Source organism: Enterococcus raffinosus (assembly GCF_019175485.1).
Lineage (GTDB): Bacteria > Bacillota > Bacilli > Lactobacillales > Enterococcaceae > Enterococcus_A > Enterococcus_A raffinosus.
This window is the reverse complement of record NZ_CP072888.1, coordinates 1,965,713-1,978,837: the sequence shown is the minus strand read 5'-3', so window position 1 is coordinate 1,978,837 and position 13,125 is coordinate 1,965,713. Positions and strand designations below refer to the sequence as shown.

Annotated in this window: 14 protein-coding genes; 12 read left to right on the top strand and 2 right to left on the bottom strand. The window is 37.8% G+C overall.

The window, feature by feature from the left end; genetic code table 11:
• Positions 1-1,656, bottom strand: a complete 1,656-nt coding sequence (locus J9537_RS09695) for an IS1182 family transposase (RefSeq protein WP_245001251.1) — start codon at positions 1,654-1,656, stop codon at positions 1-3.
• A gap of 503 nt (positions 1,657-2,159) precedes the next feature.
• Here J9537_RS09695 and J9537_RS09690 point away from each other — a divergent pair.
• The 5 genes from J9537_RS09690 to J9537_RS09670 all read left to right on the top strand — a co-directional run bounded on the left by J9537_RS09690 (position 2,160) and on the right by J9537_RS09670 (position 6,450).
• Positions 2,160-4,277 carry a penicillin-binding transpeptidase domain-containing protein gene (locus J9537_RS09690; RefSeq protein WP_218255987.1) on the top strand — a complete coding sequence of 706 codons (2,118 nt, stop codon included), beginning with the start codon at positions 2,160-2,162 and terminating at the stop codon, positions 4,275-4,277.
• Between the two features lie 105 nt (positions 4,278-4,382).
• Positions 4,383-4,856 carry a glutathione peroxidase gene (locus tag J9537_RS09685; RefSeq protein ID WP_218255985.1) on the top strand — a complete coding sequence of 158 codons (474 nt, stop codon included), beginning with the start codon at positions 4,383-4,385 and terminating at the stop codon, positions 4,854-4,856.
• Positions 4,857-4,980: 124 nt separating this feature from the next.
• Complete coding sequence (rpmG, locus tag J9537_RS09680) at positions 4,981-5,130, top strand: 50S ribosomal protein L33 (RefSeq protein ID WP_010740369.1); 150 nt, start codon at positions 4,981-4,983, stop codon at positions 5,128-5,130.
• 178 nt (positions 5,131-5,308) lie between these two features.
• A complete protein-coding gene (locus J9537_RS09675; protein WP_218255984.1) occupies positions 5,309-5,716 on the top strand; it encodes a hypothetical protein in 408 nt (135 codons plus the stop codon).
• A complete protein-coding gene (locus J9537_RS09670; RefSeq protein WP_218255983.1) occupies positions 5,713-6,450 on the top strand; it encodes a DUF6681 family protein in 738 nt (245 codons plus the stop codon). Before J9537_RS09675 ends, J9537_RS09670 begins: the two co-directional genes overlap by 4 nt.
• 56 nt (positions 6,451-6,506) lie before the next feature.
• On the opposite strand, the gene J9537_RS09665 is transcribed toward J9537_RS09670, so the two are convergent.
• Complete coding sequence (locus J9537_RS09665) at positions 6,507-7,433, bottom strand: ABC transporter substrate-binding protein (protein ID WP_218255981.1); 927 nt, start codon at positions 7,431-7,433, stop codon at positions 6,507-6,509.
• A gap of 159 nt (positions 7,434-7,592) precedes the next feature.
• On the opposite strand from J9537_RS09665, the gene J9537_RS09660 reads away from it, so the two are divergent.
• The 7 genes from J9537_RS09660 (at position 7,593) to J9537_RS09630 (ending at position 13,124) form a co-directional block, all read left to right on the top strand.
• Positions 7,593-8,381: an ABC transporter ATP-binding protein gene (locus J9537_RS09660; protein ID WP_218255980.1), complete on the top strand. Its 789-nt coding sequence runs from the start codon at positions 7,593-7,595 to the stop codon at positions 8,379-8,381.
• A gap of 1 nt (position 8,382) precedes the next feature.
• Positions 8,383-9,366, top strand: coding sequence for a FecCD family ABC transporter permease (locus J9537_RS09655; RefSeq protein WP_218255978.1), 984 nt, complete (start codon positions 8,383-8,385; stop codon positions 9,364-9,366).
• Positions 9,363-10,346, top strand: coding sequence for a FecCD family ABC transporter permease (locus J9537_RS09650; protein ID WP_218255977.1), 984 nt, complete (start codon positions 9,363-9,365; stop codon positions 10,344-10,346). Before J9537_RS09655 ends, J9537_RS09650 begins: the two co-directional genes overlap by 4 nt.
• A gap of 17 nt (positions 10,347-10,363) precedes the next feature.
• On the top strand, positions 10,364-11,359 hold the full coding sequence (locus J9537_RS09645; protein ID WP_218255976.1) for a GDSL-type esterase/lipase family protein: 996 nt from the start codon (positions 10,364-10,366) through the stop codon (positions 11,357-11,359).
• Between the two features lie 56 nt (positions 11,360-11,415).
• The gene (locus tag J9537_RS09640) at positions 11,416-11,952 is read left to right on the top strand and encodes a 5-formyltetrahydrofolate cyclo-ligase (protein ID WP_218255974.1); all 537 of its coding nucleotides are present in this window, start codon (positions 11,416-11,418) and stop codon (positions 11,950-11,952) included.
• 47 nt (positions 11,953-11,999) lie between these two features.
• Positions 12,000-12,662 carry a rhomboid family intramembrane serine protease gene (locus J9537_RS09635; protein WP_218255973.1) on the top strand — a complete coding sequence of 221 codons (663 nt, stop codon included), beginning with the start codon at positions 12,000-12,002 and terminating at the stop codon, positions 12,660-12,662.
• A gap of 255 nt (positions 12,663-12,917) precedes the next feature.
• On the top strand, positions 12,918-13,124 hold the full coding sequence (locus J9537_RS09630; RefSeq protein WP_010746043.1) for a YqgQ family protein: 207 nt from the start codon (positions 12,918-12,920) through the stop codon (positions 13,122-13,124).
• Position 13,125 lies beyond the last annotated feature (1 nt).

The window sequence follows — 13,125 nt, the reverse complement described above, 5'->3', positions numbered from 1 at the left end:
TCAACTAAAAACAGGGATCAAAATCGAAAAAACGATTTTGATCCCTGTTTTTTTATAACTTGTTTTTCCCGTATTGCTCTCATGTTGCCTATTAAGCATCATTTTCTTCATATTGACTGCCATTAAAGCGATCCCTACTTCATTTTTTACTTTGTCTTTCCCTCGAACGGAAAAGCGTGTCCATTTCAAACATGCCTTCAGATGACCAAAAGTTGATTCCACGTCAATCTTACGCTGGGCATAGATTGCACTGGTTTCTGGTGCTGAAAGCAAGTCTCGTTGTTGCGCTTTGAAATATTCTAATGACGGATTGACTTTGATTTTTCTTCGATAGCCGCCTGGTGTGAATGCCTCTGGTAGTTTCTTCTGATTAGCATCCTTTGTTTCGGCCACATATTCTTTGAACTCTCGTTCAAATCCGTAGTCGTCTGTTTCTGTACGATAAGTGTTGAAGTTGAAGCGAACGCCTTTAGGATCGACGTAGTAATCATCCGTTTCAAAATAGTCCCAGTTCATGACTTTCTTTTCGTCGGTTTGCCATTTCTTACTCTGTTCCTTGATCATCGTGCTATAAGGAATCAACGGTGTCTGTTGAGGAAGCTCATCCTCAAAGAAGCGATAATTACTTTCTGAGCCATAGCCTGCATCCGCTACAATGTAAGGGGGTAAAGGGAGAAATTGCGCCTGCAACGTTTCTAAAAAGGGTTGAAGGGTTCGAGTATCTGTAGGGTTCGCAAAAAGATCATACCCTAATACATATCGGTTGTTCGTAGCGATTTGAAGGTTATAGCCAGCTTTCAATTGCCCATTACGCATGTGATCCTCTTTCATTCGCATGAATGTCGCATCTGTATCTGTCTTGGAATAGCTTTTGCGATCACCTAGAATACGATACTGGTGCTCATATTTTTGAACACGCTCTTGATGGGAGCGGAAATGTTTGAGCTGAACCTTTGGCAGTTTGCGTTTGGAGCGAAGCTGCTTACGAACAGAACCGATAGGTTCTTGTTCAATTGCTTCGTCGTATTGTTCGACTGTTTCAGTCAAACGAGTAGTGAGCGCATGAATTTCCTCTTTTGATAATTCACCATCAGATTCCCGTTCAAGTGCTGGGATGATCTCTTGTTCGACGAGCGTTTGATAAGCTTCTAAGGATTTTTTTTCTAAATTCTTGTGGTTTTTCTCTATGGCAGTTTTCCAAACAAAGGTGTATTTATTGGCCGCAGCTTCAATTTTTGTGCCATCAATAAAAATAGCTTCTTCGGTTATTTGTTTCGTTTCTACCAAGTGCGAACGCAGTTGGACAAAACAAGTCTGAATCAGAGGCAACACCCGAGAATCGACTCTGAACCGATTGATTGTGCGATAACTAGGTTCGTGCCCTTGCGCGAGCCACATCATTCGAATACTATCTTTCATCAACCCTTCAATCTTACGACCAGAGGTGATTGATTGCGCGTAAGCGCATAGAAGCAACTTCAACATCATGCGCGGGTGAAAAGAGCTCGCCCCGCGATCATGTTTGAAAGCCTCAAATTCTGAATCCGGGATGCTCTCAATAAAAGAATCGATGAGTCTAGCAATATCATTTTCCGGAATGACAAGTGTAAAATCTAGCGGTAAAACGACCTGATTTGTGTTATAATTTTTAAACATAAGAGAACCCTCCAGACTTTTTGTTTCGACGCTTTAAGTTTATCAGAGAGTTCTCTTTCTTTGTAGGGAAAATAAATAGGCATCAGAGAAAATCATCGATTTTCTCTGATGCCTATTTTTATGGAGCTGGATTTATGTCCCAGCCCCTTTCTTTTTTGGACTTATACGTTAAGTGAATACATAAAAACGATTCATTTGTGGAAAACTTTAAAAAAAAATGCGTAATACTCAACTTCTAAATCAATAAAGTTTTCCACAGGCAAATCGAAAAGTGATTGTTTCACGTAAAATGTGTTTTTGATCTAATAAGAACCCACATTTTACGCAAAAAAAGTTAAGCTAATAAAATTTTTTCATTATCGTGTGAAACACTTTGGCTTTTTGAATAGGAAAGAGTATAAAGTTATTAAACTATGGTAAAGGAAGGACGAATAATCCTTTTGAAAAAACTGTTTTTCGGCTACAATAAGACAAGTAACTGTCAAAGTGGAAGGAACAGATGAATGAAATTTACAAATCCATTTAAAAAATTTTTTGAAAAATTGAAGCTGGCGGACGAAGGCGGGCGAAATCAAAATAGAAGTCATATTCCGTTTAGGTTAAACTTTTTGTTTTTTGTCATTTTTGGCTTGTTCGTGATTTTAGTTTCACGATTAGGCTATCTTCAAATTGTCGAAGGTGACAAGATGAAGGCGGAAATGAAGGCTTCAACGACCATAACTGTTAAGGAAAATGCTCCTCGAGGAGAGATATACGATGCAAAGGGTACGGCATTAGTGAAGAACACGCCAAATAGTGCTATTACTTTTACTCGCGGAAATGAGATGAAAGCGAAAGAAATTCTTAAACTTGCAACGGAACTAAACAAATTGATCGATGTTCCTGCAGATGAGAATTTGACGACACGTGATAAAAAAGACTATTGGTTGGCGGACGAAGACCACTTGAAAGAGGCTGAAGATCGTTTATCCTTCAAGGAGAAAAATTTAGACACTACGAATGAATATCAGAAGTTAGTCGATAAAGTCAAAGATAGTGAGATTCAACTTAATGACGAACAAATGAAAGTCGCAACGATCTTTAAACGAATGAATGCGGCGTCAGCACTAAGTACGGTCTTCATTAAAAACGAAGGTGTCACTGATGAAGAGTTGGCTGTAGTCGCTGAGCGGGCCTCTGATTTACCCGGCGTTTCTACAGGTACAGACTGGGACCGTTCTTATAATAATGATTTAGACGGCTCGCTGAAAAGTATCTTAGGTACAATCACTACAGAAAAAGAAGGTCTGCCTGCTGAGGAAGCAGATGCATTATTGAAAAAAGGCTATGCGCGTAATGACCGTGTCGGAAAGAGTTACCTAGAGAAGCAATATGAGGAACAGCTGCAAGGTAAAAAAGGGGAATATAAAGTAACCCTGAATCAAAATGGTACGATTGAGAAACAGCAAGAGGTCAAAGCAGGAGAAAAGGGATCGAATCTTGTTCTTACAATTAATTCAGACTTCCAGAAAAAAGTGGAGGATATCTTAAAGAATCACTACCAAGGTTTGATCGATAGCGGTGTTGCGAAATACTCACCCGGTGCTTACGCAGTTGCAATGAATCCTAACACAGGTGAAGTATTAGCGATGACAGGCTTCACTCATGATATCAATAGTAAAAATATAGAAGAAAATACCTTGGGAACGATTACTAGTGCATTTGTGCCTGGATCTGTAGTCAAGGCTGGTACGGTAACTGCTGGATATCAAACAGGTGTAATAAGCGGAAATGATACCTTAATTGATCAACCGATTAAGTTGTCTGGAACAGCGTTGAAAGGTTCTATCTATAATAAGGTATTAGGAAATCAAATCCCGCTGAATACTGTTAAGGCGTTGGAGTGGTCCTCTAATGCGTATATGATGCAGATTGTCTTACGAATGTTGGGGGTTCAATACCAGCAAAACATGACATTACCGGAAAGTGCTTCATCCAAGGAAATGTATGACAAATTACGTAAGGCGTTTGCCGAATATGGAATGGGTGTTAAAACACAAATTGATTTACCAAATGAATCTCCCGGTTTAGTAAATGAACAATTTGGGAAAGAAAACGGTCCTGGTGGCGGGAATTTACTCGATTTGTCATTTGGACAATATGACACGTATACTCCAATGCAGTTAGCACAGTATGCTTCAACAGTAGCCAATGGCGGAACTAGAATTTCTCCCCATGTAGTTAAAGGGATATACGGGAACAATGAAAGTGGCGGTTTAGGAAAGCTGCAACAAGAAATTACAGGGAAAAAGTTAGATCAAGTGAATATTACAGCTGACCAAATGGGAATTATCAAGCAAGGATTTTACCAGGCGGTGCATGGAAGCGATGCGTATACAACGGCTAAAGATTTAGCCTCTGCCAAGTTAGATCCCGCTGCAAAAACCGGAACGGCTGAGACTGTTGCCGAAAATGGTGAAAGTACTATTAATAGTAATATTGTAGCTTATGCCCCTTATGACAACCCTCAGATCGCGATTAGTGTAATGCTTCCAAACTTGGATGAAGAACATGATGATACAAATAAGGCTATTGCAAAAGACATTATAAATGCATTTGCGGACACATATGGCGTACAATAAAGCTAAGGGGCATTGCTCCTTAGCTTTTTCTGATGAACGATTAATGAGTAAAACGATCTCTTCTCCAAGAAAAAGAATGACCACTATGAAAAAGGAGTGCTAAACATGTCAGTGTATAATTTTGAAGTAAAACAGACCGATGGAACTGAAAAATCATTAGCGGATTACCAAGGAAAGGTCCTATTAATTGTTAATACTGCAACAGGTTGTGGTTTCACCCCACAATACGAAGGATTACAAAATTTGTATGAACAGTACAAAGCTAAAGGGTTTGAAATTCTTGATTTTCCCTGCAATCAATTTGGCAATCAAGCTCCTGGAACGGATGTAGAAGTTGCAGAATTTTGTCAGTTGAAATATCATACGACGTTTCAAACATTTGCTAAAATTGATGTAAATGGAGAAAACGAAGCTCCATTGTACAGCTATTTAAAGACCGCGCAAGGTGGTTTACTTAACAAGGCAATTAAATGGAATTTTACAAAATTTCTTATTGATCGTGAAGGAAACGTGATAAAACGCTACGCTTCGCAAACGAAGCCTGAAGATATTGCAAAGGATATTGAGGCGCAACTTTAAAATCGTCAAGTAGAACTACTTAACAAATTTTGAAAAAAGACTAGTCAAGGAAATCAAAACATGATATGATATCAAAGTCTGAGAAATATCTTGGAAAACTTGTATTTACAAGGGAGGGAAAATCATGCGCGTAAACATCACTTTAGAATGTACTTCTTGTAAAGAACGTAACTACCTAACAAATAAAAACAAACGTAACAATCCTGATCGTTTGGAAAAAATGAAATATTGCCCACGCGAACGCAAAGTTACTTTGCATAAAGAAGTAAAATAACCGCACTTACGAGTCAGCAATCTATTCGATTGCTGACTTTTTTTTATCAATAAACCAAAGTTTTTCTGACGTGTTTTCAGAAATCTACATAAAAAATTCATAGAATCCTAAACAAAAGCTAACCTTCCAGTGATAAAACTAGTTATTAAATAAAATAATTTTAGAAAGGAAGGATCCGATGCGTAAAGTTCCGCCGATTTTGAAGCCCATTGCTCTTTTAACATTTTCGATTTTGATCGCTACGACTTCAGGAATTTTGAATAATTCCAGTTATCGTCAAGTAAAAGATTCCACACCAACGTCAGAGTCATCAACTACTTCTACGACTGATTCTTCTCGTAATTCAAATAGTATGATTAATGAAACGAGCACAATCAACGAACAATCGTCAACGGAAGTATCTAACACAAACAATAATATTGAGGCAAGTACAATCAAAAGGAACCAATCTGTAGATACACAGTCCTCTATTTCTAACGACTCTGTCTCGCCATCATCTTCTGTAGAGGAGTCACAAACAACACCTTCACAACAGCTACAGCCAGCCAATGATTCAGCAAGCTCAGAGGCAGGTGATACACAATGACGATACTATTAGACATAATAAATGGTTTAAATAAATTTTTAGGCTTTTTGGATATCAGTCCTAAATATTCCAACCGTGCATATACGTTGCTAAGTATCATACCTACCATTTATATTTTACGTATTGTTTATGGACTTTGGCTTAACCAAAACTATTTGCAATTAGTACTCTATGGCTTAGTTTTTGTTGGATTGGTCTATTTCATTATTTTGAATTTTTTCTTTTATTTCTTAGATAAAAATTTAAAAGGAGACATCACGCAGCTTTTTGTTAAATATTTGCCAGATGATGCCTTTAACATTCAAAATGAAAAACAACAAAAAAAGAAGAAAGTGTTTGAACAGGCGCAGGAAATCTCAGTTGATTTTACCGAGGACTACCAATTACGGTTAGTCGAAAATATTCAAGCATTAATCGATGATAATGAAATTAAGACACGTGATTTAACAGAAGAAGAAGGGTTCTTAATTGAAGAAAATACACTATATCCTTATTATTATGTGAAACAGATCGATTCTAGCACCTATCGATTACAGATTGGAAAAAATTATCGTGACCTTGAAACGATTGGAACAATCCGACAAAATGAACCACTGAGTCCAATTGGATTATTTATTGTTGGTGGAGATTTCGTTAAGGACGGGGTTCGTTATCACGAGCCGTATCGTTTGAAATTCTTGGTAAAAAAAGAAGAAGTAGCTTCAGCTACACGGTCGCGTCGTAATAAAAGGTAAAAGCCGCCTGATCGTTTCCTTCTTAAAACAGAAGGAAACTTGATCAGGTCGGCTTTTTATTTTAAGACTTCGCGAATATTTTCAACCATTTTGGTATAGGCGATAGGTCCATTATATAACCAGCTTGATTCGCCATCAAATTCATACAATTGATTATTTTTTACTGCCGGTATATTGCTCCACAAAGGATCCTTAAACATCGCAGCTCCAGAATCACTATTAACTAAAAAAATGTAATCAGCATCTAACTGAGAAAGACTTTCTAATGAAACTTGTGAGAAGTCAGCGGTTGCCTTTTTGCTGATATCCTTAGTTAATTGAGGAATCTCAAATCCTAATTCCTGATAAAGAAGTTGACCGCTAGAACGAGTATCTGCCACCATGAACGCGGAATTATTTGTTACCCATAAGACAACTGCTGACTTGCCTTGGATTTTGTCCTTCAAGTCATTTTTTGTTTTATCCACCAATTGGTCATAGTCATTCTCAACCTTTTTGGCCTCGTCCTCTTTACCTAGTACTTTTCCGATGTCTTCAAGTTGATCTCGCCAAGTAACGTTGTCCCCATTTTTTACTACATACGTTGGAGCAATTTTAGCGTATTCTTTATATTTCCCGCCTTCTAAAGAACCGTTTGATCCGATTAATAATAAGTCTGGTTCAAACTTTAATACATTTTCATAAGGTAAATCATAGTTAATCGTTGGAACATCTTTTAACTTATCCTGCAGATAATTTTGAATTTTCCCTTTACCAACGGTCCACTGTGCCACAGGTTTTTCATCTAATGCAACTAAGTAATCTTCTAAATACGAGGCGATAATCCTTTTAGGCTTCTTTGGAACATCGACCTTGTGATTCTGTGCATCAGTTAATGTTTGAACGTCATTATTTGTATCTTTGTCGTCACTGCTTTGGCCACAAGCGGATAGACTAAACAAAGCCAATAAGGCAGCAGTTCCTAAAATTATTTTTTTGAACATAAAAAAACTCCTTTGAGGTTAATTGAGAAGTGTTCTCAATTGATATTATTACTGAAAGAATCAAGGGTGTCAACAGAGAGTTTTCTTTCACAAATGGTTGACGATGGTGAAAAAGAAGGTCATAATTGAGAACGATTATCAGAGAAAAGAGGAAGATCTATGACAAAATTAACTACAGCTGATCTTTCAATCGGATACGATAAAAAAGTAATTGTGAAGGATATTACAGTAGAAATTCCCAAAGGGCAGATTACTAGCCTAATCGGTCCAAATGGTAGTGGGAAGTCTACTTTTCTAAAGGGATTGGCACGTATTCTTGAGCCAGCTAAAGGAGAAGTTTTTATTGATGGTGAAAATATTCAGCGATTGGATACTAAATCAGTCGCACAAAAGATTGCCTCTTTATCACAATCAAGTAGTCAGGTAAATGGACTGAGTGTGGAAGAAATTGTTGCCTATGGACGATTTCCTTATCAAAAAGGATTTTCAGGTTTGAAAGAAGAAGACCATCGATTAATTAATTGGGCTCTAGAAGCCACGAATCTACAAGCTTTAAAAGAACGGACATTGACAACTTTGTCAGGGGGACAGCAGCAACGTGTTTGGATTGCCATGGCGTTAGCGCAGGATACGGATATATTAATTTTAGATGAACCAATTACTTTTTTAGATCCGGCACATCAATTAGAGATTTTGGAATTGTTGCAAGAAATAAATCGACAAGGAAAAACGATTCTGATGACAATTCACGATTTGAATCATGCTTCGCGTTTTTCTGATTATTTATTAGGAATGAAAAAAGGTGAATTAATTTTTCAAGGAACGCCAAAAGAAATTTTTACAGCTGAAAAATTATTAAATTTATTTGATATACAAGCCACTTTTGCTACATTACCAAATAGTGAGAAACCTTTAGTTATTGCTTATGATTTAGTAAAGGAGCAGTGAAATGGTTAAACGAAGATACTTTTTTCTTATCGTTGCTTTGTTCCTTATTTTAGCGATGTTTTTCTCTTTGAGGTATGGAGCAGTTACCAGTAAATGGGCAGATGTTCATCAAGCCTTGTTAAATTTTGATCCTGCTAATCAAGGAGAACAACTAGTTCGTTATTTACGCCTTCCAAGAATGATAGGAGCAGTCCTAGTTGGATCAGCCTTCGCAATAGCTGGTGCCTTGATTCAAGGAATCACATCTAACCCAATCGCAGATTCTGGGCTGCTTGGTATCAACTCTGGAGCAGGATTAGGACTTGCACTAGTTTTTGCAATGAATGAGCAACCTTCTCCAGCGATCGGCATAATTGGATCATTTGTTGGAGCCTCTGTATCAATTCTACTGATTTACTTTATCTCTACTAAGGTTTCTTTTAGCTTATCTCCTGTTCGAATTATTTTATTAGGAGCCGCTATTAGTTCTTTTTTCACGGCAATTAGTCAAAGTGTCAGTTTGTTGCTTGACTTGAATCAGGATATGACATTTTGGTTCGTCGGCGGAACTTCAAATCTTACGTGGGGTCAATTGCAAACGATTTTTCCACTGATTTTACTAGGGCTCATTGGAGCTTGCTTAATCAGTCCGCAAATAACCATACTGAGTTTAGGGGATGATACAGCAACTTCGTTAGGTAAAAATCCTGCTCGAATCCGTCAATTGACTCTTTTCATTGTTTTACTCTTATCCGGTAGCTCTGTTGCTCTTGTTGGGACAATCAGCTTTGTTGGATTGATCGTTCCACACGTTGTTCGTTTTTTTGTCGGACACGATTATCGTTATGTGATTCCGGCCTCAGGGCTATTTGGCGCCTTATTTTTTGTTGTTGCGGATATTGCTTCCCGATTAATTGCTCCGCCACTGGAGACACCGCCAGGGGTAATCATTACAATTATCGGAGTTCCATTTTTACTTTTACAGATTAGGAAGGGAAGCTTATGAGAAAAAAGCTGGGTTGGATAATTTTATTTCTTTTACTGTTTTTGGGTATTTTGCTCAGTTTAACAGTGGGAACTATTCCTCTTACTTTAAATGATCTACTTAGTGTCTTTCAAAATAAAGCGAGTATAAGTCAGCAATTAATCGTTTTTGATTTTCGTTTTCCTAGAATGTTAGTGTCGATACTAGCGGGTGTGGGATTAGCGGTTTCCGGATATTTATTTCAAACGATTACTCATAATGATTTGGCTGATCCAGGAATATTAGGAATCAATGCGGGGGCTGGATTAACGGTTTTAATATATTTAGGTTTTTTTGTTACAGGTGAAAGCAGTTGGTACTTACCTTTGATTGCATGTGTCGGAAGTTTTATCGCGACAGGATTTGTTTATTACTTCGGACGACAAGCAGAACGGATTACACCGAATCGTTTGCTTTTAGCAGGTGTTGCGGTTAACGCTGGAATTTCAGCATTGACTCTAATCGGAACAATTCGAGTCTCTAAGGATAATTATCAATTTGTTACAGCATGGCTGGCTGGAACGATATGGGGGACGACTCGTCAGCATGTGTTGCTATTATTACCGTGGATTTTTTGCTTACTGCCTTTGATTTTACTTCGCGGGCGTTCATTAGAAGTTTTAGAATTAGGGGATGAGGTAGCAGTCGGATTAGGTGTCAAATTGAAGCGAACACAGTTATTCTTTTTAATTTGTGCGGTTTGTTTGGCAGCAGTGAGCGTTTCAGTTGCAGGAAGCATTAGTTTTATTGGTTTGATTGCGCCCCACATTGCTCGACAAGTAACGGGCAAAAAGAATAATCAAACATTGATAATGTCAGCCCTAATTGGCGGGGGATTACTGCTGTTTAGTGATATTATAGCTAGGGTTATTTTACCAAATGGTGAGATGGCAGCAGGAATTATTGTCTCGTTAATTGGCGCCCCTTATTTTATTTTACAGCTAATGAAAAAAAGCAAATAGAAAGGAGTTTTGACTATATGAGCTGGACAACAATATGGAGTCATGCACAAAGAGGAATTGCTCATCATAGTAATGGAGAAAAGCAGGTTTTTCTGCCATTGCGCCAAATTGCGCCTGTTGGAACAATTAGGCTGGTTTTTGCAAATGATTATGGGGATCAAGTGGAAAAGATTCGTAATCTGTTTATTCAGACAAATGATAGACGACAACAAATTGGTGACCTCTCCATCGCTCCAGGTGAAATAGTTAGGACAGCTCCAATCTCAATTGACCCTGAGGCCCAAAAGTGGCAGATTACTTTTCAAAACGACTTAATGGAAAGTGGCTTCGCCGTTAATGACGCTGATGTTTTTGCTTCAACTTCCATATCAAACTTTTGCTCTGGATTATTGGCGATCGAGGCAGAAGTTGCAGGTGACTGCGTCATCGCATTAGGAGATTCTTTGACTGAAGGGGCAACATGGACTGCACCACTGCAGAGAATATTTCGTGAACAAAATATTTATTTGGTTAATCAAGGAATCAATGGCAGCTGTTTACTGAGGTCAAGCAGCGATATTATGACGAAGGATTCCAAAGAATTTTTTTACGGCTACGGTGCGTTTCACCGTTTGAAAAAATGTTTCGCTAGTCATAAAGGGATTAAAAAAGTCATATTATTTATTGGAATTAATGATTTAATCCACGGAGATTTTTCAGTAAAAAAATTTCAGAAGGAAATAGAAAAGATCATTCAGGTGTGTGAGTATGAAAAGGTAGCTTATCAACTATGCACGTTGACTCCCTGTATGAACTATCCTGAGATGGACGAACAGAAGGAAAAGGTCAGGAAAGAGATCAACCGTTGGTTACTGAATACCTACACTAATGTATGGGATATTTCTTCAATCGTTGAAAAATCCTCAGGATATCTGAATCCGATGTTTGATAGTGGGGATCATTTGCATTTTAATGCAATCGCCGGTTTAGCGATTGCTCGTCAAATTTCTAGTGAATTTGTTAAAGGGGAGTAATCCCCTTTTTATTTTGTTCTGAGTTTGTTAGTATTTCTAGATAAGAAGGTGAGTAAATGGAGAAAGAAAAGCTACGACAACTTGCGATCAGGCGGCTAGAAGAAATAAAAGAGAATGAGGAAAGAAAAGTTCAAATTGAGAACATTTATTATAATTTTTTTCGAAGCAGTATGTGGAAAGATGTAAAAACAATTGGTGTGACGATGGCAACTTCACTCGAGTTTCCTACGGCCCCCCTAATTGAGCGTGCTTTTGCAACAGGAAGAAAAGTTGCTATTCCTAAGTCTTTGCCGAAGGGTGAGATGATCTTTCACTGGATCGATTCGACGACAGAATATTATACGACGAAATTCGGTGTGGAGGAGCCTGACATCGAAGATAAGGCACAACCGGACGAACTGGATTTACTGATTGTCCCAGGGCTGATTTTTAATAGAGCGGGCTATCGAATCGGTTTTGGCGGTGGATATTATGATCGCTACTTAGCGAATTATAAGGGAAAAACATGTAGTTTTGTGTTTGCTGAGCAGTTAATGGAAGATTGGCAGATAGAGGCGTTTGATCAACCAATTCAACAGTTATTTCTATCTTAAGCAACCCCCATTTGGTCAAAATATTGAAGAATAAGAGAGGTGGATATATGAGAAAAGACAGACCTTATGTGATGTACACGCTTTTTGCAATTAATACAATTGTTTTTATAATGCAGTACTTGTTACCAGGATTATCCATAGAAAACCAATTAGGAATGTTTGCGCCTTCGGTTATTTGGCAGCATCAGTATTGGCGTTTTATTACACCGATGTTTATCCATTTTGGTTTAATGCATTTCGCCTTGAATGGTGTTGTGCTCTATTATATGGGACAACAATGCGAAGCAATTTTTGGTCATTGGCGATTTGCAATCATTTATTTACTTAGTGGTGTGATGGGGAATTTTGCCAGCTTTGCATTTAATCAGCCGACCACGTTATCTGGTGGTGCTAGTACAGCGATTTTTGGGTTGTTTGGTGCCTTTTTAATAGTTGGTTTGCATTATCGGGACAACGGAGCAATTCAAGCTTTGACTCGCCAGTTTGCATTGTTCATTTTAATGAACTTAGCCTTTGGTTTATTTGATTCCACGATTGATATTTGGGGGCATTTAGGAGGTATCATTGGAGGAGCTTTATCTGGCTGGGCGCTAGCGGTACCTTATTCGCAGGATCGCTTTACCACAAGGGCACGAGTCACTGCTGTATTGTTTTTCATTTTTGTTATCGTTCTTTTTGTTTTCTTTGGATTAAGAAAATTTAGTATGTAGGAATAAACGCGGACAAAGTTGTCCGCGTTTTAAATGGTGATAGCCAAACAATTATCTGCTTGTGTTTAACAATAAAGTAAGAGAAAATTTTTACTGGAAAGTAAGTATCGAAAGAATCATTGTATTGGAATTGCGGCTATTCAATCAATACTTTAAAATATAGAATGGATAATTGGATCAAAAATAAACTAGGAAATAAAAAAATAGGCTATAAAAAAGAGAAAATTTTCTGTATAATATTAGGGATGTGGTTTGATGGAAAGTTTGTATGATGTACAGCAGCTTTTAAAGCAATTTGGTATCTATGTTTATGTTGGTAAACGAATATACGATATCGAATTAATGCAGATTGAATTAAAGAATTTGTACGAGAGTCGTGTTATTGATCGTGATACTTATTTGCAAGGCTGGGGCATATTAAAACGAGAACATCACATTGAAGAAAGTCGAGAAGGTGACTAAA

Bases quoted from the DNA above. Each gene is read 5' to 3' on its own strand.
- rpmG (WP_010740369.1), top strand. From the start codon at position 4,981: ATGCGCGTAAACATCACTTTAGAATGTACTTCTTGTAAAGAACGTAAC.
- J9537_RS09640 (WP_218255974.1), top strand. From the start codon at position 11,416: ATGGAGAAAGAAAAGCTACGACAACTTGCGATCAGGCGGCTAGAAGAA.
- J9537_RS09690 (WP_218255987.1), top strand. From the start codon at position 2,160: ATGAAATTTACAAATCCATTTAAAAAATTTTTTGAAAAATTGAAGCTG.
- J9537_RS09635 (WP_218255973.1), top strand. From the start codon at position 12,000: ATGAGAAAAGACAGACCTTATGTGATGTACACGCTTTTTGCAATTAAT.
- J9537_RS09630 (WP_010746043.1), top strand. From the start codon at position 12,918: ATGGAAAGTTTGTATGATGTACAGCAGCTTTTAAAGCAATTTGGTATC.
- J9537_RS09695 (WP_245001251.1), bottom strand. From the start codon at position 1,656: ATGTTTAAAAATTATAACACAAATCAGGTCGTTTTACCGCTAGATTTT.
- J9537_RS09665 (WP_218255981.1), bottom strand. From the start codon at position 7,433: ATGTTCAAAAAAATAATTTTAGGAACTGCTGCCTTATTGGCTTTGTTT.
- J9537_RS09645 (WP_218255976.1), top strand. From the start codon at position 10,364: ATGAGCTGGACAACAATATGGAGTCATGCACAAAGAGGAATTGCTCAT.
- J9537_RS09675 (WP_218255984.1), top strand. From the start codon at position 5,309: ATGCGTAAAGTTCCGCCGATTTTGAAGCCCATTGCTCTTTTAACATTT.
- J9537_RS09660 (WP_218255980.1), top strand. From the start codon at position 7,593: ATGACAAAATTAACTACAGCTGATCTTTCAATCGGATACGATAAAAAA.
- J9537_RS09650 (WP_218255977.1), top strand. From the start codon at position 9,363: ATGAGAAAAAAGCTGGGTTGGATAATTTTATTTCTTTTACTGTTTTTG.
- J9537_RS09655 (WP_218255978.1), top strand. From the start codon at position 8,383: ATGGTTAAACGAAGATACTTTTTTCTTATCGTTGCTTTGTTCCTTATT.
- J9537_RS09670 (WP_218255983.1), top strand. From the start codon at position 5,713: ATGACGATACTATTAGACATAATAAATGGTTTAAATAAATTTTTAGGC.
- J9537_RS09685 (WP_218255985.1), top strand. From the start codon at position 4,383: ATGTCAGTGTATAATTTTGAAGTAAAACAGACCGATGGAACTGAAAAA.